This is a genomic window from Paenibacillus sp. OSY-SE (assembly GCF_000283315.1).
Taxonomy (GTDB): domain Bacteria; phylum Bacillota; class Bacilli; order Paenibacillales; family Paenibacillaceae; genus Paenibacillus_B; species Paenibacillus_B profundus.
In genome coordinates this window covers 1-19,911 of the sequence record NZ_ALKF01000127.1, presented here as the reverse complement: position 1 = coordinate 19,911, position 19,911 = coordinate 1, and the positions used below count along the sequence as shown (strand labels likewise).

Annotated in this window: 24 protein-coding genes; 23 read left to right on the top strand and 1 reads right to left on the bottom strand. The window is 48.4% G+C overall.

The annotated features are described in order from the left end of the window. Positions 1 to 225: 225 nt before the first annotated feature. From ypeB to A372_RS0101945, 21 genes are all read left to right on the top strand, one after another. On the top strand, positions 226 to 1,566 hold the full coding sequence (gene ypeB / locus A372_RS0102045; protein WP_019419178.1) for a germination protein YpeB: 1,341 nt from the start codon (positions 226 to 228) through the stop codon (positions 1,564 to 1,566). A 141-nt stretch (positions 1,567 to 1,707) separates the two neighbouring features. Next, positions 1,708 to 2,352: a flagellar brake protein gene (locus tag A372_RS0102040; protein ID WP_019419177.1), complete on the top strand. Its 645-nt coding sequence runs from the start codon at positions 1,708 to 1,710 to the stop codon at positions 2,350 to 2,352. A gap of 65 nt (positions 2,353 to 2,417) precedes the next feature. Continuing rightward, entirely contained in the window at positions 2,418 to 2,666 is a 249-nt protein-coding gene (locus tag A372_RS0102035; RefSeq protein WP_157259385.1) for a hypothetical protein, read from the top strand. 202 nt (positions 2,667 to 2,868) lie between these two features. Then, complete coding sequence (cmk, locus tag A372_RS0102030; protein ID WP_019419175.1) at positions 2,869 to 3,558, top strand: (d)CMP kinase; 690 nt, start codon at positions 2,869 to 2,871, stop codon at positions 3,556 to 3,558. 18 nt (positions 3,559 to 3,576) lie between these two features. Then, positions 3,577 to 4,167 carry a lysophospholipid acyltransferase family protein gene (locus A372_RS0102025; protein ID WP_019419174.1) on the top strand — a complete coding sequence of 197 codons (591 nt, stop codon included), beginning with the start codon at positions 3,577 to 3,579 and terminating at the stop codon, positions 4,165 to 4,167. A 249-nt stretch (positions 4,168 to 4,416) separates the two neighbouring features. Next, a complete protein-coding gene (gene rpsA / locus A372_RS0102020) occupies positions 4,417 to 5,631 on the top strand; it encodes a 30S ribosomal protein S1 (protein ID WP_019419173.1) in 1,215 nt (404 codons plus the stop codon). 98 nt (positions 5,632 to 5,729) lie between these two features. Beyond that, complete coding sequence (locus A372_RS32990) at positions 5,730 to 6,335, top strand: hypothetical protein (protein ID WP_019419172.1); 606 nt, start codon at positions 5,730 to 5,732, stop codon at positions 6,333 to 6,335. A 126-nt stretch (positions 6,336 to 6,461) separates the two neighbouring features. Next, positions 6,462 to 7,784 (top strand): ribosome biogenesis GTPase Der, encoded by a 1,323-nt coding sequence (gene der, locus A372_RS0102010; protein ID WP_019419171.1) that lies wholly within the window; start codon positions 6,462 to 6,464, stop codon positions 7,782 to 7,784. A gap of 12 nt (positions 7,785 to 7,796) precedes the next feature. Beyond that, on the top strand, positions 7,797 to 8,411 hold the full coding sequence (gene plsY / locus A372_RS0102005) for a glycerol-3-phosphate 1-O-acyltransferase PlsY (RefSeq protein WP_019419170.1): 615 nt from the start codon (positions 7,797 to 7,799) through the stop codon (positions 8,409 to 8,411). Further along, the gene (locus tag A372_RS0102000; RefSeq protein WP_019419169.1) at positions 8,401 to 9,432 is read left to right on the top strand and encodes an NAD(P)H-dependent glycerol-3-phosphate dehydrogenase; all 1,032 of its coding nucleotides are present in this window, start codon (positions 8,401 to 8,403) and stop codon (positions 9,430 to 9,432) included. Before plsY ends, A372_RS0102000 begins: the two co-directional genes overlap by 11 nt. Positions 9,433 to 9,523: 91 nt before the next feature. After that, positions 9,524 to 9,802, top strand: coding sequence for a stage VI sporulation protein F (locus A372_RS0101995; protein ID WP_019419168.1), 279 nt, complete (start codon positions 9,524 to 9,526; stop codon positions 9,800 to 9,802). 126 nt (positions 9,803 to 9,928) lie between these two features. Next, positions 9,929 to 10,108 carry a DUF2768 family protein gene (locus A372_RS0101990; RefSeq protein ID WP_019419167.1) on the top strand — a complete coding sequence of 60 codons (180 nt, stop codon included), beginning with the start codon at positions 9,929 to 9,931 and terminating at the stop codon, positions 10,106 to 10,108. 33 nt (positions 10,109 to 10,141) lie between these two features. Continuing rightward, positions 10,142 to 10,441, top strand: a complete 300-nt coding sequence (locus tag A372_RS0101985; RefSeq protein ID WP_019419166.1) for a 2Fe-2S iron-sulfur cluster-binding protein — start codon at positions 10,142 to 10,144, stop codon at positions 10,439 to 10,441. Between the two features lie 66 nt (positions 10,442 to 10,507). Beyond that, a complete protein-coding gene (locus tag A372_RS0101980; RefSeq protein ID WP_019419165.1) occupies positions 10,508 to 11,119 on the top strand; it encodes a hypothetical protein in 612 nt (203 codons plus the stop codon). A gap of 44 nt (positions 11,120 to 11,163) precedes the next feature. Next, positions 11,164 to 11,520 (top strand): 2Fe-2S iron-sulfur cluster-binding protein, encoded by a 357-nt coding sequence (locus tag A372_RS0101975; RefSeq protein WP_019419164.1) that lies wholly within the window; start codon positions 11,164 to 11,166, stop codon positions 11,518 to 11,520. Between the two features lie 45 nt (positions 11,521 to 11,565). Next, a complete protein-coding gene (locus tag A372_RS0101970; RefSeq protein ID WP_019419163.1) occupies positions 11,566 to 12,300 on the top strand; it encodes a hypothetical protein in 735 nt (244 codons plus the stop codon). A 368-nt stretch (positions 12,301 to 12,668) separates the two neighbouring features. Next, the gene (gene spoIVA / locus A372_RS0101965; protein ID WP_019419162.1) at positions 12,669 to 14,147 is read left to right on the top strand and encodes a stage IV sporulation protein A; all 1,479 of its coding nucleotides are present in this window, start codon (positions 12,669 to 12,671) and stop codon (positions 14,145 to 14,147) included. 188 nt (positions 14,148 to 14,335) lie between these two features. Then, entirely contained in the window at positions 14,336 to 15,409 is a 1,074-nt protein-coding gene (locus A372_RS0101960; protein ID WP_019419161.1) for a sugar ABC transporter substrate-binding protein, read from the top strand. Between the two features lie 30 nt (positions 15,410 to 15,439). Continuing rightward, a complete protein-coding gene (locus A372_RS0101955; RefSeq protein ID WP_019419160.1) occupies positions 15,440 to 17,041 on the top strand; it encodes a sugar ABC transporter ATP-binding protein in 1,602 nt (533 codons plus the stop codon). Further along, entirely contained in the window at positions 17,041 to 18,054 is a 1,014-nt protein-coding gene (locus tag A372_RS0101950) for an ABC transporter permease (RefSeq protein WP_019419159.1), read from the top strand. The genes A372_RS0101955 and A372_RS0101950 overlap by 1 nt, the downstream gene beginning before the upstream one ends. Before the next feature lie 200 nt (positions 18,055 to 18,254). After that, complete coding sequence (locus tag A372_RS0101945) at positions 18,255 to 18,527, top strand: HU family DNA-binding protein (protein ID WP_019419158.1); 273 nt, start codon at positions 18,255 to 18,257, stop codon at positions 18,525 to 18,527. A 90-nt stretch (positions 18,528 to 18,617) separates the two neighbouring features. Here the strand turns inward: A372_RS0101945 and A372_RS37070 are convergent, their stop codons facing one another. After that, entirely contained in the window at positions 18,618 to 18,785 is a 168-nt protein-coding gene (locus A372_RS37070) for a hypothetical protein (RefSeq protein WP_019419157.1), read from the bottom strand. A 144-nt stretch (positions 18,786 to 18,929) separates the two neighbouring features. Between A372_RS37070 and mtrB the strand changes: the two genes are divergently transcribed. Together mtrB and A372_RS0101930 are read left to right on the top strand one after the other, a co-directional pair. Beyond that, positions 18,930 to 19,151, top strand: a complete 222-nt coding sequence (gene mtrB, locus A372_RS0101935) for a trp RNA-binding attenuation protein MtrB (RefSeq protein WP_019419156.1) — start codon at positions 18,930 to 18,932, stop codon at positions 19,149 to 19,151. Between the two features lie 153 nt (positions 19,152 to 19,304). Continuing rightward, the gene (locus tag A372_RS0101930) at positions 19,305 to 19,883 is read left to right on the top strand and encodes a hypothetical protein (RefSeq protein ID WP_019419155.1); all 579 of its coding nucleotides are present in this window, start codon (positions 19,305 to 19,307) and stop codon (positions 19,881 to 19,883) included. Positions 19,884 to 19,911 lie beyond the last annotated feature (28 nt).

The following is a 19,911-nucleotide window of genomic DNA, read 5'->3' as shown; positions in this document are numbered from 1 at the left end:
AGGTTGCGTGAAGCCGAAGAAGGAAGGAACGGAGTGTAGGCAACTACATGAGTACCGTACTTCGAGGGTGAATGCAAGACTCGATGCCGAATATGCTCCTAGAAAAGCTTCGTGATCAAAAGTGAAAGAGCGTAACGTTTGGAAACCATGCATAAAGCTCCCGAAATTCCAGCAAACTATGGTCAGTATGTTATACAAGTTGCTGTGAAGGGAGACGTTTGTACGATGTATAAACGATTAAGTGCGGTGCTGTTTCCGATAGTTACGTTCTTTTTTATTGGAGCGATTGTATGGGGATATCAAGAGCATCAAGAGAAGAACTCCATCTTAATTAAAGCAGAGAACCAATACCAGCGGGCGTTTCACGACTTGTCGTATCACGTCGACAAGCTGCATAGCGAGCTAGGTCAAACGTTGGCTGTCAACGCCAAGTCACAAGGCATGCATCGCAAAGGGCTAGTCAATGTGTGGCGCATAACAAGTCAAGCTCAGAACGAAATTAACCAACTCCCGCTTACACTGTTGCCGTTCAATAAGACGGAAGATTTCTTGTCACGTATTTCTAACTTTGCTTATCGCACAGCTGTTCGTGATTTAACGAAGCAGCCGCTATCTGACGATGAAGTGAAGACGATGAAGACACTGCAGCAGAATGCATCGCAAATCTCTAAAGATCTGCAAAGCGTGCAGGGAAAGGTTATTAAGAACAACCTTCGCTGGATGGACGTTGAGACTGCCATGGCCAGTGAGCAGAAAAAGATGGATAATACGATTATTGACGGGTTTAAAACTGTCGATAAAAAAGTGGGGCAATATCCTGAATTAAATTGGGGTCCGTCTGTTGCCAGCGTATACACGAAGCGTTCCGTTAAGATGCTCAAAGGACAGCCGCTCACGGTTGAGCAGATTAAAACGAAAGCAGAAAAATTTTTGGAGCATAAGCCTAATGAGCCTGTCCAAGTAAGAGTGAACGGAAAAGGGACGGAGTATGAATCGTATACTGCGTTTACGAACGTAAAAGGTGATGGCAGTTCTATTTCGTTGGACTATACGAAGCAAGGAATGCTGATGTCTTATATGGACACCCGTTCCGTGAAGGCAAAACGTATCTCGATAACTGAAGCCGAGCAAGCGGCAAAGAAATTTCTGAAGAAGAATGACTACCCTTCAATGGAAGTAGTCCGTTATAACGAATTCAATCATGTGGGCAGTTTGATGTTGGTCCCTATTATTGACGGAGTGTATGTATATCCTCAACAGATAAGCGTGCGTGTCGCGCTCGATAACGGGGAAGTAACAGGACTTCAGGCGACAGATTACATCTATGAGCATAAAGACCGCACAGTAGGCAAGCCGAAGATAACGATGAAGGAAGCCCGTGCGATGCTGAATCCGGACATGCACATTCTGTTCGACCGTAAGTCCCTGATCAAAAATGATTTGGGGGAAGAAGTGCTGTGCTATGAATTTGGCGGTAAAATTAACGGTGGCGCCTACCGTGTTTATATTAATGCAGAGAATGGCACGGAAGAGCAAATTGAAGAAATGCCGATGTTAAAAAGTTAACTGAGCGGAATATGAAGCTGTGAAGGTGCTATCCTCCACCTCATTCTTTTATGCGATGCATGAAGGAGTCGGTTGGAGAAGGAGCACCTTTTTCTTTTGGACTCCTACAACCCATGCTATAATTGGCGTGGAGGGGAGCTCATGTTACCTAATATAAATGATATGATGTACATGCAATCGGTTCGCGCGCAAGCAGGCGACCCAACCTATAAATCCCGAGTTACGGAAATCGATGAAGAACATTTGTGGATTGAAATTCCTTTGTGTGAGCAAACGGGGAAGTATGGAGTGTTCGCAGCAGGCGAAGAGCTGGATGTTTATTACTCGCAAGAGGATGGCATGAAGTGGCACTTTCGAACCCTTGTGACGGGAAGACGGCAGGACACGATTCGTATGTTGTCCATTCGGAAGCCGGAGCAGCATTGGCTTACCAGAATGCAGCGGCGCAATTATTTGCGTGTGCAGGCTAATCTGGAGACAGCCATCAGCACGATGGATGGCGTGAAATTTATTGCCTTGTCGGAAGATATTAGCGGAGGCGGGATGTCCTTCGTCACACATCCGAAATGGGGACTTCGAGAGACACAGCTGCTGCAATGTTGGATTGCTGTTTCATTTCGCAGCGGAGCAATTGAACACGTTCCGTTCACGGGGCAGATTGTTCGTATCCAGCCTATTCATGAGGAAAGAGTAGCGGTCATGGTAAAGTTCGAGCAAATCTCTGAAGTGGAACAACAGAAATTAATTCGTTACTGCTTTGAACGGCAGTTTGAACTGAGAAAGTGATACATACCAGCCGCATAATTTTTCCATCCTGACGATATACTACCACAATAAAATGTGGGGTGAGTATGATGAGAACAGTGTGGCCGCATCGCAGCAAGCATGTTCCTCAGGAGATGAAGGAGCATGAATTCGAAGATGAAAAACACCGGCTGTTGCTGTATTGGGACAGCTGTGCCCGCTGGGTGACGCGCATATGTATTTCGTTCGTCATCCTGGTCGTTGCCGCCCAATGTTTGCTCTTGATTGGCGGATTTCGCCATTATTTATGTCCGGTGGAACGGTTGGAAGGAATTCTTTATAAGTACGTGTCCTAGGCATAATTAGTGACATCCAACCGAACCGCAACTCTTTTTTGAAGCAGACTCGTTTTGCATCCCTTTTTTAAGTGTGGTATAATTTTCACGTCGCAGGCAATGCCTGCTTTTTTCTTGAATGAACGTTACTACTGTAGTTTCTACTTACAGTGCGTGTTCATAAAGATTCTTACAGGTATGACTAGGGAAGGAGTCAGTCCCGTTGACACAACAGTGTGAGACTACGACGCAACGAATGAATATCGCCATCGACGGGCCTGCAGGAGCTGGAAAGAGTACGGTTGCCCGCCTCGTCGCTCGTGAGCTAGGATATGTTTATATTGATACGGGCGCCATGTATCGTGCCGTATCATTACATATGACACGGGTATGCATACGTCCGGATGAGACGGATGCGCTTTCGGAAGAGATGAAGTGCTTGAGAATTGAACTGCGGCCGGAAGCGGAACGTCAATTCGTCTTTCTGAATGGAGAAGACGTGACGGATGCGATACGAACGTCTGAAATGAGCCGCTTGGCTTCATTATACGCGCAAGTCGGAGTCGTACGAGAACAACTGGTTGAAATGCAGCGTCAAATGGCAAAGCGCAAAGGGGTGGTCATGGACGGCCGTGATATCGGTACACATGTGCTTCCTGATGCGGAAATGAAGTGGTTCATAACCGCTTCCGTAGAAGAACGGGCTCGCCGGCGATACGAGGAATGGAAAGACAAGGAGAATGCTTCGCTGGAGCATTTCATCCAGGAAATCGCCGACCGTGACCGACAAGACGAGACGCGTGAAGTTTCCCCGTTAAAGCAAGCGGAAGATGCCGTTCTGCTGGATACGACGGGAATGACAATCGCCGATGTCGTGCGCGTCATCGTAGATCGCGCGATCATACGAAAGTGATGGTGAACCGTAGCTACTATGTTCTATACGTTTTGCAGGGCGCTGCTTCGATTCTTCTACCGGATTCTGTTCCGATTTGAAGCGAAAAACAAACATTATGTGCCTAAAGAGGGCGGGGTCGTCTTGTGCTCCAACCATATCAGCTTGTTGGATCCCCCGGCTATTGGAATACTGCTCGATCGGCGCATCCGATTCATGGCCAAAGCGGAACTGTTCAAAGTTCCAGTATTCGGCCCGGCAATAGACGCGTTGGGAGCGTTTCCCGTTAAGCGCGGCGGTGTAAGCAAAGAAACGATCCGCACGGCATTCCAATTGCTGAACGACGGCGAGATTATGGGAATATTCCCGGAAGGCACCCGTAACACAGACGGAGCGGTTGCTGCGAAGAAGGGCGCTGCGATGATAGCGTTGCGAAGCAGAGCTACCATTGTGCCTGTGGCCGTTATCGGCAACTACAAACTATTTCGCAAGACTAGAGTGTGTTACGGTCCGCCAATCGATATGTCAGATCTGCTGGCAGAGAAGGGAAGCGACGTGCTCGAGAGAGCAACGGAACGCATTATGGAGCATATCCAACGTATCATTAAGGAAGAAACTGCTTCTTCATGATACAGCGCATGCATGTTTTTCTCATTAGGAAAGATACTACAGGTATTATTTACAGGTTATACCCTTAATTTCGTTACGACATCTGAATTTCTATACGGATATCCTTATGGAACGTTAGATTTCAGGTTCGCATAATAGCATCCACTTATCGAGGTCTTTATCTTTTTGAAGAGACATAGATAAGAGTTCCTTATGATTCCTGCATAGCAGGTTTCAATAAATGGGGTTTCAATCGAGGAGGTATTTCACATGTCTGAAGAAACAAAAGTGAATGAAACGGCCGAAACGGCTAACCAAGAAGCGATGGAGAACATCGTAACCTTGAAAAAAGGTGACACCGTCAAAGGCGCGATTGTCAAAATCGATGACAACCAAGCATTTGTAAGCATTGGATATAAATATGACGGTGTAATTCCTATCCGCGAGCTGTCTGCCGTATCCGTTGACAAAGCTTCGGATGTTGTTGAGGTAGGCCAAGAAGTGGAATGTAAAGTAGTAAGCATCGATGATGAGAAAGAACGTCTCGTGCTTTCGAAACGTCAAGTCGACGGCGAACAATCCTGGGACTTGATGCAGCAGCGCTTCGACAATCAAGAGGTGTTCGAAGTAACGGTTGCAGACGTAGTGAAAGGCGGCATCGTCGCAGATGTAGGCGTGCGCGCATTTATTCCTGCCTCCATGGTAGAACGTCATTTTGTTGAAGATTTCAGCGACTACAAAGGTCGTACGCTGCGCGTGAAAGTAAAAGAAATCGATCGCGAAAACAACAAACTTATCCTTTCTCAAAAAGATGTATTGGAAGAAGAGTTCGAAGCGAACAAACTACGCGTGATGGCGAACCTTCAAGAAGGTCAGGAATTGGAAGGTACCGTACAACGCTTGACACAATTCGGCGCATTTGTTGACGTAGGCGGCGTGGACGGATTGGTACACGTGTCCGAAATCGCATGGCAGCATGTCGATAAACCGTCCGATGTTGTACAAGAAGGTCAACAAGTGAGAGTAAAAGTATTGAAAGTTGACCCTGCCAACGGCAAGATTAGTCTGAGCATTAAAGCGACTCAACCGGGGCCTTGGGAGCAAGCTGCTGATAAGATCAAGACAGGCGACATCATCAGCGGTGAAGTAAAACGTCTCGTTGATTTCGGTGCGTTCGTTGAAGTGACGCCTGGCGTGGAAGGTCTGGTTCATATTTCCCAAATCGCTCACCGTCATATCGCGACTCCGTTCGAAGTATTGAAGCAAGGTCAGACGGTGCAAGTGAAGGTGTTGGACTTCAATCCTGCAGAGAAACGCGTTAGCTTGAGCATTAAAGAAACGGAAGAAGCTCCAGCTCAAGCTCCGAAGCCAGAGAAGAGAATCAAGGAAGAACTGAACAACCCGAACGTATCTCTCAACAACCAAGCAATGAGCGTGACATTAGGCGAACGCTTTGGCGACATGCTGAACAAATTTAAAAAATAAGTTGAATTCATTATTTTTCGGCGGACTCATTGCGAGTCCGCCGATTATTTTTATATCTCCCTTCAAATAATACGAAGAAACGTTAGGGAGATGGAAGCTTGACACCTGGGATACTGTCTTTTATTGTATGGATCTGCTTCTTCATCTTATTGGCGAGCGGCTGGCGAACCGTTGTGCTGAGACACGTATCGTGGCGCTGGATTATCTGTATCGGGGTGTCTTGGATATTGCTGAACCGATTCACCGTTACGATAGCTGCAGCAGGCAAAGTAAATGCAGCATGGTTGTTATGGTGCCTTGTCGCAGTGCTGCTCCTGTTGGATCAGTTCATTAGGCTGCGCGGCTTTACTTTATTAGGTCACATCGGATTGGTTGCTGCCGCTTGGTTGTGGCTAGAGCTGTTAAAATGGTCATCCATCAGCTTGCTCCGACAACTCAGCAAGGAATGGATCATCGCGGCGATTATCAGCTTGATGGTTCTAGCTGTATCCAGACGGTGGACGTATCAATGGATCGTGCTTACACTCGGACTGGCTTGCGGAGATTTATTTATTCAAGCGAAAAGCGGAGCGTCGTCTGAGCTCGGGAGTGCGGGGCTGCAGGATGTATGGTGGGTGTCCTTTATGACCGTTCGAATGGTTACAGCTGCAATGCAATGGATAAAGGGCAGATGGAGAGGCACAAAATGGAAGCAGGCAGATTGAAGGTGAGCGTTCTGGAAGGTGCGCTGAAAAATGGAGAGTGCTCCTGCAAATTGGTTAGCCAAGGGGCCAATTTTTTGATATGATGATGTACGTGTATATGTTGCAAAAGATGAAGGAGTGAACTGCATGGCAAAACCCGTTGTTGCCATCGTCGGGCGGCCGAATGTCGGCAAGTCCACCATTTTTAACCGAATTATCGGCGACCGATTGGCCATTGTAGAGGACAAGCCTGGCGTGACACGCGACCGTATCTACGGGACGGGCGAATGGAACGGGAAGCCGTTCAGCATTATTGACACGGGCGGAATCGAGGTTTACGGAGAAGATGAGATGCTCCGTTCAATCCGGGTTCAAGCCGAACTCGCGATTGAGGAATCTGACGTCATCGTGTTCATGTGTGATGCCAAGACCGGTGTGACCCAAGCCGATGAAGAAGTGGCGCAAATGTTGTTCCGATCCGGCAAGCCGGTTATCGTTGCGGTGAATAAAGTGGATAATTTGAATCGCATGGACGATATTTATGAGTTTTATAGCTTAGGCTTCGGTGATCCGATTCCGATCTCGGGTTCACATGGTACCGGATTGGGGGATTTATTAGATGAGGTTGTTGAGAAATTTCCGGATCTAACCGATGAGGAATATGATGATGATGTCATTAAGGTAGCTCTTATCGGGCGGCCTAACGTAGGCAAGTCATCGCTTGTCAATGCCATTCTAGGTGAAGAACGCGTTATCGTGAGCGACGTGGCTGGTACGACCAGGGATGCGATTGACACCCCGTTTGAGAAGGACGGACAGAGGTTCGTTATTATCGATACGGCTGGAATGCGGAAACGCGGAAAGGTCTATGAGACGACTGAAAAATACAGCGTAATGCGTTCTCTGAAGGCGATTGAACGTGCTGACGTCGTACTGGTAATCATCAACGGCGAGGAAGGGATTATCGAACAAGACAAACATATCGCAGGCTATGCTCATGAAGCGGGCAAGGCCGTGTTGTTTGTCGTCAATAAGTGGGATATCGTGTCGAAAGATGATAAAACGATGCATCAATTCGAACAAAAGATTCGCGATCATTTCCTGTTTATGACATACGCTCCAATCGTGTTCTTATCCGCAAAGACGAAGCAGCGATTACATAAACTGCTCCCGGTTATCGAACATGTCGCGCAGCAGCATGCGAAGCGCATTCCGACGCACCTCCTGAACGATGTCGTATCGGATGCGGTTGCTTACAACCCGCCTCCAACGGATAAGGGACGACGCCTGCGCATTAATTATGCGACGCAGGTTGCGGTGAAGCCGCCGACGATCGTGATCTTCGTCAATGATCCGGAGCTAATGCATTTCTCCTATGAGCGTTATTTGGATAATCGCATCCGTGCTTCGTTTGACTTTGAAGGCACACCGATCCGGTTATTCACACGCCGGAAATCCGATGAAGGTTAGGGGCGAGCTGAGGTGACCTTGTCTATAATTGCGATCGTAGTCAGTTATTTGCTCGGCTCAGTCAGCTTCAGTCTGCTCATAGGGAAATGGCTGCGGGGTATCGATATTCGCCAGCATGGAAGCGGCAATGCCGGAGCGACCAATACGTTGCGGGTGCTGGGGAAGGGTCCTGCAATTGGCGTATTATTGTTAGACGCAGTCAAAGGGATTATCGCCGTTCTAATTGGACGTTGGCTTGGAGATGATTCATGGGTGATGGTGCTGTGCGGAATTGCGGCCATCGCTGGTCATAACTGGCCGATATATTTCCGGTTCCGCGGCGGAAAGGGGATTGCAACGACGATCGGCGTGTTGGCGATTTTGGCGTTCTGGCCAGCGCTCTGCGCCGGTGTTCTTGCGATCGCCTCGATTGTATGGAAGCGTTATGTGTCTCTAGGTTCTTTGATTTTTACGACGATGACCCCGGTATTCTTGTTGCTATTCCGTTATGATTGGAGTATATTCTGGGGCAGCTTGCTGTTGTGCGCGTTTGCGTTCTATCGTCATCGCGGCAACATTGTCAAGCTGGTGAAAGGGACGGAGAACCGTTTAGGCTCGAAAAAAGGAGGAATGCCACGTGTCCGTTAAGGTCGCGGTGTTCGTCGCGGGAAGTTGGGGAACTGCGCTCAGCGAGGTATTGGCTCAGAACGGATGCAACGTCTCGCTATGGACCCGGAATGAACGCCAGGCGGAAGAAATAAATACGAAGCATAGCAATCATAAATATTTGCCGGACGTTACGTTGCACCCTGACCTTCATGCGACATGCTCCATGGAAGAAGCGATGGAGGGTGCGGAAGCTTGCCTCATCGTGGCGCCGTCGGCTGCAATGCGTCAAGTGACGCGGCAGATGAAGCCTTACTTTACGGATAAGATGATAATCGTACATGCAACGAAGGGATTCGAGACCGAAACGTTAAAGCGTATGTCTGAAGTGATTGCCGAAGAGTTGGAATGCGGGGAAGACCGTATTGCCGTATTATCCGGACCAAGTCATGCGGAAGAAGTCGTCAGACAATGCCCGACTACGGTAGTTGTAGCATCCACTTCGACGGAGACGGGAGAAAAAGCGCAGGATCTGTTCATGAACGAATCGTTTTTCCGCGTGTATACGAATCAGGACGTTATTGGAGTTGAGCTGGCCGGCTCGCTTAAGAACATTATCGCGCTAGGGGCCGGATTGTCAGACGGCATCGGATACGGCGACAACGCGAAAGCGGCCCTCATCACGAGAGGACTTGCGGAGATTGCCCGGCTCGGCGTCGTGATGGGCGCGAACGCACTAACGTTTGCCGGTCTTGCCGGTGTTGGCGATCTGGTCGTTACGTGTACGAGTCAGCACAGCCGGAACTGGCGTGCCGGCTCGCTTATCGGCCAAGGGCATGCTGTGGATGAGGTGCTGTTGCAGATGGGAATGGTCGTAGAAGGTATTCGGACCACGAAAGCCGCCTATTTGCTCGCGCGGCAGTATGATGTCCAATTGCCAATTACTGAGCAATTGCACCGCGTCTTATTTGATGGCAAAGAACCGAAGAAAGCAGTCGAACATTTAATGGGCCGCGTTCGCAAAAATGAAATCGAAGAAGTCGCGAAATCGTCGTGGTCATAATGCGACATCGTTAGGATATTTGTCGGTACTTTTTCACCTTTGAACGGGACTTATCATACACTGTATGAAGTCTGACCCGAGGAGGGACAAAATGCCGAACAATAAATTTTCTAAGGACGCATTGAACGCGATTAACAAGAAGACCGGCAAACATATTACCGAAAATCAAATAAAAAAGATTGCCGGCGGGGTGAAGCCGAGTACGATGCAAAGTGAAGCCCAACTGCGGCAGTTGATTAAACAAGTCGCTTCAATGGCCAAACTGCCTGTAACGGAAGCTACGATAAATGAGATTGTGAGCACCGTCAAGCGAAGCGGTACGAACCCAAGCAACTTGGAAGGCATCATGAAGCTGATCATGAAGAAATAAGCTTCATTCCTATGTTTCTCGATCGAGAAAGACGACACGTTAGCGATAAGCTAACGTGTCGTCTTTTGTTCTTTTAAGACGGATGGTATAATGAGAGCAGTTTGCGCGGATGGGAGAATCGGGAAAATGGACAGTATGACTAAGATGTGGGTATCCTTTATCGGAATTGGCCTCATGGCTTTTTCCGCATTTCTGATTATGTTTGCCAGGCATAAGACGAAAGGATGGATTCGTGGTATCCTTTCTTTTATCGCTTTCATCATGCTGTTAGCGGGAATGCTGTATGGAATTATATCGATTGTGTAATACATAAAACTTTGGCGGAAGGAGTGACTTTTGATGGCGGATATTACATTAACAGCACGTACAGGGGAAGCAACCGTCACGGTGCCGCTCGGTACTACGCTTTTGGATGCGGCCGTTCAGGCGGACGTGGGTTGGAATTATGCATGCACGCGCGGCACGTGTGCACGCTGCCGCTGTGTAGTTGAGGAAGGACGCGAGCATTTATCCGAAGTGACGGATGCCGAATGGGATCGCATGGAAGAAGAAGAATTTGCAGAAGGATATCGACTTGCATGTCAAGCGGTTATTGAGACGGATGGAGTCATTCGCGCCGCCCACAAGCCTTATTTTTAGTACAACTTTTGAACACGCACATTGTTGACATCTATAGATTATTCGAAACGGAATGGGGTAGTTCTGATGAAACCTTCATTGTCCGTACCTCTTGTGCAGACGATTGAGCATTTTTCAAACATGGCGAGACGTGAAAACCTATGCTGGATGCTGGGTGGGAGCTGCGGCTTGGCGTTGCATGGCGTTCAGTTGGAAGGTGTTCCGCGCGATGTCGATATTTATGCGGACGAACAAGACGGGCTCCAATTGCAGCAGTTGTGGAAAGCATATGCGGTAGATGAACCGGAGTGGAATGAGACGGAGAGATACCGCTCTTTGCTGAGTCATTATGAGTACAAAGGCGTATCCATCGAGCTTGTCGGTGATTTCGTTGTATCAACGCCACTCGGACAATATGTCACTGGCATTCGAGGCTTGTTGTGGAACTATGGCTTGGAAGTGCAGCTAGGTCATACTTTCGTACATGTCATGCCGCTGGCTCATGAGCTTGTCTTCAACGTGCTGCGTGAACGTAAAGACCGTGTGCAGTCTATTGTCAGTGTAATGAATCAATCGCCCCAGCTTCATGTGGATTCGATGAGAATGGTGTGGGCCCAATGTTCAGAGCATGCCCAGCTATCAGAAGCTCTTGCCGAACTGTGTCCAGACATCATGAGCCATATTTTTACTTCTCACTAGTAAATCATACATCGATTTCACAATATGAAAGGATGGCTGCATCTGTGGGAACGCGAGTTCGTTTTGAACCCCAAGGCATTGAGATAGAGATGAAGCACGCCGTGTCGCTGCTTGATGCGGCCAGAAGGGCCGGGGTTCCGGTTCGTACGCGCTGTGACGGCAAAGCGGGATGCTTGATGTGCAAGGTCGACGTAGAGGGCGATGAGCGCTTGTTAACTCCGCCCAGTCCACCTGAAATGCGGAAGCTAGGAGTCGACTCTACCCAAGGGCTGCGTCTCGCCTGTCAGGTGCGAGTCTCAGGCCAGGAGGGCGCGATTACGGTCACAGTACCTGAAGATCCACTTAAAGCGCTGGTTCGCCGCCAGTTAGCGGAGCAACAAAATGATGATTCATTGTGGTAGTTGGACATGAAAATATCGTCGTTATCGAAGTCAGGAGGAATGTGAGTGAGCCGGAACAGACGGATTGCGCTACTCGTTGTCACTTCACTCATCAGCATGCTGCTGCAGGGGTGTCTGTATCCGAATGAGCTGCGCAAAGAGAATCAGCAATCCGCCCGGGAAGGAATCCTTCTCGTTCAAAATGCAGTGGATGAATATCAAAAGCAGACACAGCTTCTGCCCATGATAACGAGTGACATGAGTGTACCGCGCTATGAGAAGTACCGTATCGATTTTGAACTGTTGAAGCGGCGAGGGGTGCTGGGCTCCACTCCTAGCAATGCCTTCGAAGCAGGCGGCACGGGCACTTATTTAATTATCGATGAGGAAACAGAGCCTAAGGTGCGTATTATGGATTTGCTCACGGCGCAGCGGGTCAATGATTTGACTCGTGCCGTTGATTCTTATAAGCGCAAGCAAGGAAGCCTTCCGACGACAGAGGAAGTGTATCCGGGATTCTACAGCATAGACGAAGCGGCGGTTGGAGTCCGTCCGAATGAAGTGCTGAGCCCATTCAACGGACAGCCGCTTTCGTTCATGATGGATATGGAAGGGACTGTGTATGCAGATTACGCGCCAGACATCATGCAGCTGGTGGAGAAGTTGGAGAAGCGTCCGACAGGAAATGAGAAAGATTTGCGGCCTCTGCTTGTCGAGTCTTCCTTCTATGTGCCGGTGAAGTCGGTTTCATACATATGGAAGGACAACGCGCCGTGGCCGCAGGTCGCAACTGCGCCCTAATCGGATTAATCTCGAATCATAATGACAGTAAAGATCAATCGGAATCTTTTCCGATTGATTTTTTTTTATTCTGCATACTTTTCTATTAATATCATATATCTGATTTGGAAGGCATGCGTTCGTTATGCGAATAAAAATGTTAGTGACATGGGTCATATTTCTGCCTACTTTCAAATAAGATGTTACTAGTCCAAAAGCATGTACGAGTTGCGTCGGAAAAAATGCCCTTGTACGACGTGAAATCTCGGCGGCGAACACTGGCGACAACGGCAACAGCTCAATCCTAGCAACGGTGCCAATCGTTTCTGAAGGGCGAGAGGCAGACGTTGCCTCTAGGTCCGTCGGAAAATTTTGAGGAGGGGATATCATTGGAAAAAGTGGACATTTTTAAGGACATTGCCGAGCGTACCGGTGGGGATATTTACCTCGGGGTCGTCGGTGCGGTCCGCACGGGGAAATCGACTTTTATTAAACGATTTATGGAAACGGTCGTGCTGCCAAACATCGCGAGCGAATCGGATCGAGCCCGCGCGGTAGACGAACTGCCCCAAAGTGCAGCAGGAAAAACTATCATGACAACGGAACCGAAATTCGTCCCGAATAATGCTGTGCAAATTAAAGTCGCCGAAGGTCTGGAGGTAAACGTTCGCCTCGTCGATTGCGTCGGATATGCGGTAGAAGGCGCCAAAGGCTACGAGGATGAGAATGGACCGCGGATGATTAGCACGCCATGGTTCGAGGAGCCAATTCCATTCCAAGAGGCGGCGGAAATTGGCACACGCAAGGTGATTCAAGAGCATTCCACGCTCGGTGTTGTCGTAACGACAGATGGAACGATTGCAGAAATACCGCGCAGCTCCTATGTCGACTCCGAAGAGCGAGTCATCAATGAGTTGAAAGAAGTCGGCAAGCCATTCGTGTTAATTATTAACTCGACGCGGCCCCGTAGCGAGGAGACGTTGGAGCTCCGGAATGAACTGCATGAGAAATATGATATTCCGGTTATACCGCTTAGCGTAGCTACGATGGGCGAAGACGACGTCATGGGCGTTCTGCGCGAAGTATTATATGAGTTCCCGGTTCATGAAGTCAACGTCAACTTGCCGAGCTGGGTGATGGTGCTGAATGACAGTCATTGGCTGCGCACCAGCTATGAATCGTCAGTACGGGACACAGTGAAGGACATTCGTCGTTTGCGCGATGTCGATCGTGTCGTGCAACAGTTCATGGAATATGATTTTATTGCTAGGGCCGGGCTAAGCGGGATGGATATGGGCCAGGGTGTCGCAGAGATTGATTTGTACGCGCCGGACGAATTATATGACCAAATCCTGATGGAAGTGGTTGGAGTGGAGATTCGAGGCAAGGATCATCTGCTCCAGTTAATGCAGGAGTTTTCACACGCGAAGCGGGAGTACGACCGATTTGCAGATGCGCTTGAAATGGTCAAGACAACAGGCTATGGCATAGCTGCCCCAACATTGACGGAAATGGCTCTCGACGAGCCAGAGCTTATCCGGCAAGGATCACGCTTTGGCCTTCGCTTGAAAGCAACCGCTCCGTCCATTCATATGATTCGCGTCGATGTCGAGTCTGAATTCGCGCCAATCATCGGCACGGAGAAGCAGAGTGAGGAGCTTATGCGTTATCTCATGCAGGACTTCGAGAACGATCCGACCAAGATTTGGAATTCGGACATTTTCGGAAGATCGCTGCATTCCATCGTCAGAGAAGGCATCCAAGGCAAGATTGCCATGATGCCGGATAATGCAAGATACAAGCTGCAAGAGACGCTCGGACGAATCATTAATGAAGGCTCCGGCGGATTGATTGCGATTATATTGTAAGTGGAAAAAAGCTCAGGCGACAGGATTTCTTCCAGCAGGAAGAAGTTCTCGCTTGAGCTTTTTTTAACAACTTCTCATAAACCAATTTACAGACTCGGAATTAACTATTATATTTATGGATAACGAATCCACGGAAAAAAGTGGATGTATAAAAATACATTACACATAAATAAAAGGGGGATCAGAGTATGTCGGCACAATCACACAGTCATCGTGGAAAATGGGAGATGATGTTTTTCTTGGTGCTCATCTCCGTCGTGATAACCGCTTGCGGTCAGAAGTCTGGCGGATCAGAAGGCTCTGCCGGTACGAATGACGGAATTCGGGGCAAGCGTATCGCACTCATTATGGAATTTAACACCGGCACTTTTTCTCAGCAATATGTAGACGGGATCAAAGAAGAGATAAAGCGGTTCGGAGGCGAATTAACGATGTTCGTAGCCGAGAATGACAAGGCGAAGATGGGATCGCAATTAGAAATGGCCGTTAGTCAGAAGTTTGATGCAATTCTTACAGATCATGGAAATCCAGAAACGTTGGATGCGGGGATGAACAAAGCCGTGGAGCAGAACATTCCTGTCGTTGCCTTCGACGCACTCGTCAATATACCCGGGGTGACCGTGCTTGAGCAAGGTGACGAGAAGATGGCGCAGATTACCTTGGAACATATGGGGCACGACATCGGCGGCAAAGGCAACATCGTCAAAGTATGGACCGCCGGCTATGCTCCAATGGAACGCCGTCAAATCGCATACGACACTTTTATGAAGAGCAATCCGGACGTGAAAGAAATCGCTGCGTTTGGCGCAGCTACGTCCAGCACTGCCTTAGACACGCAGGCGAAGATGGAAGCTGTACTGAAGCAGTATCCGAACAAAGGAGATATTGCTGCCGTATGGGCTGCTTATGACGAATTCGCCAAAGGCGCTGCTCGTGCTATACAAGAGTCTGGCCGAGAAGAGATAAAAGTATACGGGATCGATATGAGTGATGAGGACCTGCAAATGATCCAAGACAAGAATAATCCATGGATTGCTTCAGCTGCAGTAGACCCGAAAGATATCGGACGTGTTCAAGTGCGATTGGCCTATCAGAAGCTGCATGGTGATCAAGTAGATGAAAAGGTCGTGCTGGAGCCTGTGTTTGTCAAGCGCGAGGATTTACCGGACAAGCAAATTTCGACGAGTGAACTGTCCGAGTACGTTAAAGGCTGGAGTGGAAGTACCCAAGGCTTGAAGGATTGGATGAATGAATACAAGTGAACAATTTAACGATTAAAGGCGGGATATGAAATGACTAACTCATTCGATGCTCAACCCGACAACGCCTTTTCTGCCAATGCGGCCCGCACGGAGCGGGGGGCGGCGCTTCGCGCTTCTTCTCCTGACGATAATTTATATATGCTCGGCATATCTAAATCCTTCAATGGAGTGGCGGCGCTTCATAGTGTGAGCTTTACCGCTTCTAGCGGAGAAATACATGCGCTGCTTGGCGCGAATGGGGCGGGGAAGAGCACGCTCATGAAAATATTGTCGGGCGCTTATCGCGCTGATGTCGGCAATATTCACATTGGCAGCCGTCCGCTGCATATTAAGTCGCCAGCCGATGCGAAGCGGCAAGGCATTCATTGCGTGTACCAGGAAGTGGATACGGCTCTGGTGCCACAGCTTACCGTTGCGGAAAATATTATGATGGACTGTATGGGACAAGCCAATCGTTCTTGGTGGGTGAGTCCGCGGCGTATTCGTCAAGAAGCCGAGAAAGCGATGCAGTCATTAGGCGCAGCGATACCGTTGACGAAGCGAGTGGAGCAATGTACGTTGGCGGAGAAGCAGATGGTGCTGCTGGCAAGAATATTGGCGGAGCAAGCCAAAGTCGTCATTTTTGATGAACCGACTGCTCCGCTAAGTCATGAAGAGGCAATGCGGTTGTTCCAAATGATGCGTTCGATGCGCGATCTCGGTGTTGTCGTCATCTTTATTTCACATCGTCTTCCTGAAGTGTTTGCAGAAAGTGATCGTATTACAATCATGCGTGACGGCCAGATCGTCCACTCCTCGCAGACCGATGAGACGACGCCTGAAGAAGTTGTCCGGCATATGCTCGGCAAGACGTTTGAAGAAGAATTTCCGAAGGAACAAGCGGTGATCGGCGATGTTCTCTTGCAGGTGCAAGGCATTACACGCGGCCGGAAAGTGCGTGACGTCAGCTTTGACGTCCGACAAGGCGAAATTGTAGGCATCGTTGGAGTGGTAGGTGCGGGCAAGACGGAACTGTCCCGGCTGCTGACTGGAGTGGATGTGTATGAACGAGGAAGCATGTCATTGAATGGAGTGCCGCTTATACCGAAGGAACCGGCCGATGCCGTTCGGGCTGGCATTGTGCTTGTCCCGGAAGAGCGAAGGAAGCAAGGCGTATTTGTCCAGGAATCGATCCAGCACAACATAAGTGTTCCTTTATTGAAGGCGTTAAGCTTGCTTGGATTTGTAAGGAAACGGAATGAATCGTGCTTGGCGGAACAAATGCGCGACCGGCTAACAATTAAATCCTCATCCGTCAAGCAAGAAGTGAAATATTTAAGCGGCGGCAACCAACAGAAAGTGTCTATTGGCAAATGGCTTGAGACCCCAGCACATGTGTATGTTCTGGATGAGCCGACCAAAGGTGTGGACATCGGAGCGAAGAGCGACATGTTTCGAATCATTGGCAAGCAGGTGCAGCAGGGGAAAGGAATTGTGTATTTAACGTGTGAATTCAATGAAGTGATAGGGATTGCAGATCGCATATACGTCATGTATGACGGTGAATTGGTGCAAGCCTTTCAGCGGAATGAAGTGACGCAGGAGCAGCTCATGTTCTATGCAAGTGCGGGTCAGGGAGGAGAATGGAAATAATGAATACGGGCTTCAAGGACAGACTGCTGAACTTTTGCTTTCGGTACGGTGCAATTATCGTCATCATTGGTGTAGTTGCTTTCTTCTCAGTGCGACTTCCTTATTTCTTCTCCAGTGCGAATTTGGCGGACATTTTACGCTCGATCTCAATCGTTACCTTTGTCGCTATCGGAGTAACACTTTCACTCATTGTCGATGGATTCGACCTGTCCGTCGGTTCTACGGTATCGTTAACAACGGTCGTAACGGCATCGCTTATGATTTGGTATGAAATGCCGCTAGTTATCGTCATTGTCGTTCCGCTGCTTGTCGGAGCGGTGATTGGGTGCATCAACGCATTCTTTATCGTCAAATTACGCATACCGGATCTATTGACCACGCTGGCTGTCATGTATATCGTAGCAGGAATTCATAAGACGTATACAAAGGGATATACCGTTTATAACAACATGCAGTTCGAGGATGGAACGAAGGCTCCGGGGAAAATGTATGAATCCTTCTTGCAACTGGGCAAGGGCGAAGTATCATTTGGATTCTTCTCTGTACCGATTCCGGTGCTCCTTATGCTCATTGCCGTCATCGGCGTCCATGTAATGCTGAAGCACAGCCGATTCGGCCGACAAATGTACATGACCGGGGGGAATGAAGAAGCGGCCCGCCTTTCCGGAATTCGCATAAACAGAATAAGAACCATCGCTTATATTTTGTCAGGCATGTGCGCGGCTATAGGGGGATTGATCTACGCGGCACGAGTAGGGAGTGGACAAATCGATGCCGGATCGCCATTGCTAATGGAGGCGGTCGCCGCTGTTTTTGTCGGTTTTTCCGTCTTTGGGGCAGGGAAGCCTAATATTATCGGCACATTTTTTGGTTCGGTCTTAATCGGTGTGCTCGTAAACGGCTTGACAATGATGAACTTGCAATATTACACACATGACATTGTGAAAGGGACGGTACTTATCTTGGCGCTGGCTGTCACATTTTATGTCATACACCGTGCTCGAACCGCCTAACTGAATATTGTTGGGCTTTAATGAGCACATCTCCTCTTGCAATTGTGATTGCAGTATATTACTATAAATTTGTTCCTCAACCATGAAAGGCGGCAGAATGAAGCGTAATCTGACGTTTTTAGGGTTGAAGAGGTATAAATTATCTGCAAACAGTGAAAAAATGGGATAATGATGCTAACTTAGATCGGGAGGTGAACAGAATGAATAAATCCGAATTGATTTCTGAAGTTGCGGAATCGACAGAATTGTCGAAAAAGGACGTAACGAAAGTGGTTGATGCTGTATTCGAAGCAATCTCCACAGCTCTTCAAAACGGGGACAAAGTGCAATTGGTTGGCTTCGGTAACTTTGAAGTTCGCGAACGTTCCGCTCGTAAAGGACGTAACCCGCAAACGGGCGAAGAGATCGAGATTGCTGCCAGCAAGATTCCAGCGTTCAAACCAGGCAAAGCACTTAAAGATGGTATCAAATAAGTGATTACATACTTTTGTCAATTAGGGGAACGCAAGTGAAAGCCGCGACATGTGTCGCGGCTTTGTTCCATTTCATACCCTTGTTACGCTTTACCGGATCGTTGTTCGTCGTTGTTCGTCGTTGTTCGTCGCGGACACTTCAGCGTCGTTATCGCTGTATGCGACAAGAACAATTTTCTCGCCGCTGATGCGGCTAAGTTCATGCTCCCATTGCTGCAGTTTCACTACATGACTTTCTTGCAGATGTGCTGGATGCATATGTGATGCTCCTTTCTACATTAACCCCAATCGAAGATAGTATATCCATTGTTATCGTGGGTAGATAACAATACGTTAGGGAACAAGTTCCATAATACCGTGGTATACGTGTTATAATACATTACAGAAGAGGAGGGAAGGATTATGGAGAATCAGAATGACTTTATTGTCATTAAGGCGAAAGACCAAGGCGTTCAGGTCATAGGTCTCACACGCGGGAATGATACGCGGTTTCATCATACAGAGAAGCTCGATAAAAATGAGGTGCTCCTCGCGCAATTCACCGATCATACGTCCGCGATCAAAATTCGGGGAAAAGCGGTAGTTATGACGAAGCATGGAGTTATCCATACGGATCAGGATTAATACACAACTTTAATCGTTACATAACGCGTAGAGCAGGCATAGCCTGCTTTTTTTAATTGTACAATGAGGTATGGACATCCTCACATGCGTCGAAACTGACTGTTAACGAGTCTGGCTGCGGTGATGTCATAATGTGGAGGTGTAAAAGGATTCATGAACAATTTGTTGCGTTTGCGTTCGGTGGCATTGGCGCTCACCGCCACGATTGTGGTAATGTTAGGCTTGGGTTTCATCTCTTCAATGAATGAGAAGAAGCCTGCAGTGAATTCGGATGTGGCTGCATTTACACCGGTACCCCGCTTGATTTCGATGAATGATCGGCAGCTCGTCGATCATTTGTCTGACGTCCCTCTGCAGCTGCGGCTCAGCCGTGCGGCATGGCATGAGGGGAAATTAACGGTAGACATTAAGGTGGCGGCAAGTATTGTGCATCCCGAAATCATATATCAAGATATGTATGAGCTGCTGCGGTACTCCTTCACACAGACGAACAACGTCAATCGGTTGTTGCTTCGCTTCGTCATACTCGACGAACGCTTGAAGAAAAAGCACGTCCTGTTGGCTCTTGATGCGTTGAAGTCTGAGACGACGCCGGAACGATTGGATCAAATCAAAAAGAGTAATCCGGACATTCCGACAGAGGTGTCGGAAGCGTTGCGCATTATTTACACTCCATTGTGGGAGAAGAAGTTTTCAGCTTCCAAGCCGAATTCCGCGTTGGAACGTTTTTGAACGTATGTGCTCAAAAGGGAACTTTTTA

What these genes read in the sequence shown, in the direction of transcription:
- der (WP_019419171.1), top strand. Translation starts at nt 6,462, where the DNA reads ATGGCAAAACCCGTTGTTGCCATCGTCGGGCGGCCGAATGTCGGCAAG.
- A372_RS0101980 (WP_019419165.1), top strand. Translation starts at nt 10,508, where the DNA reads ATGAAACCTTCATTGTCCGTACCTCTTGTGCAGACGATTGAGCATTTT.
- A372_RS0101930 (WP_019419155.1), top strand. Translation starts at nt 19,305, where the DNA reads ATGAACAATTTGTTGCGTTTGCGTTCGGTGGCATTGGCGCTCACCGCC.
- A372_RS0102040 (WP_019419177.1), top strand. Translation starts at nt 1,708, where the DNA reads ATGTTACCTAATATAAATGATATGATGTACATGCAATCGGTTCGCGCG.
- A372_RS0101985 (WP_019419166.1), top strand. Translation starts at nt 10,142, where the DNA reads ATGGCGGATATTACATTAACAGCACGTACAGGGGAAGCAACCGTCACG.
- A372_RS0101995 (WP_019419168.1), top strand. Translation starts at nt 9,524, where the DNA reads ATGCCGAACAATAAATTTTCTAAGGACGCATTGAACGCGATTAACAAG.
- A372_RS0101950 (WP_019419159.1), top strand. Translation starts at nt 17,041, where the DNA reads ATGAATACGGGCTTCAAGGACAGACTGCTGAACTTTTGCTTTCGGTAC.
- rpsA (WP_019419173.1), top strand. Translation starts at nt 4,417, where the DNA reads ATGTCTGAAGAAACAAAAGTGAATGAAACGGCCGAAACGGCTAACCAA.
- mtrB (WP_019419156.1), top strand. Translation starts at nt 18,930, where the DNA reads ATGGAGAATCAGAATGACTTTATTGTCATTAAGGCGAAAGACCAAGGC.
- ypeB (WP_019419178.1), top strand. Translation starts at nt 226, where the DNA reads ATGTATAAACGATTAAGTGCGGTGCTGTTTCCGATAGTTACGTTCTTT.
- A372_RS37070 (WP_019419157.1), bottom strand. Translation starts at nt 18,785, where the DNA reads ATGCATCCAGCACATCTGCAAGAAAGTCATGTAGTGAAACTGCAGCAA.
- A372_RS0101960 (WP_019419161.1), top strand. Translation starts at nt 14,336, where the DNA reads ATGTCGGCACAATCACACAGTCATCGTGGAAAATGGGAGATGATGTTT.
- A372_RS0101945 (WP_019419158.1), top strand. Translation starts at nt 18,255, where the DNA reads ATGAATAAATCCGAATTGATTTCTGAAGTTGCGGAATCGACAGAATTG.
- A372_RS0102025 (WP_019419174.1), top strand. Translation starts at nt 3,577, where the DNA reads ATGTTCTATACGTTTTGCAGGGCGCTGCTTCGATTCTTCTACCGGATT.
- A372_RS0101990 (WP_019419167.1), top strand. Translation starts at nt 9,929, where the DNA reads ATGGACAGTATGACTAAGATGTGGGTATCCTTTATCGGAATTGGCCTC.
- A372_RS0102035 (WP_157259385.1), top strand. Translation starts at nt 2,418, where the DNA reads ATGATGAGAACAGTGTGGCCGCATCGCAGCAAGCATGTTCCTCAGGAG.
- A372_RS0101955 (WP_019419160.1), top strand. Translation starts at nt 15,440, where the DNA reads ATGACTAACTCATTCGATGCTCAACCCGACAACGCCTTTTCTGCCAAT.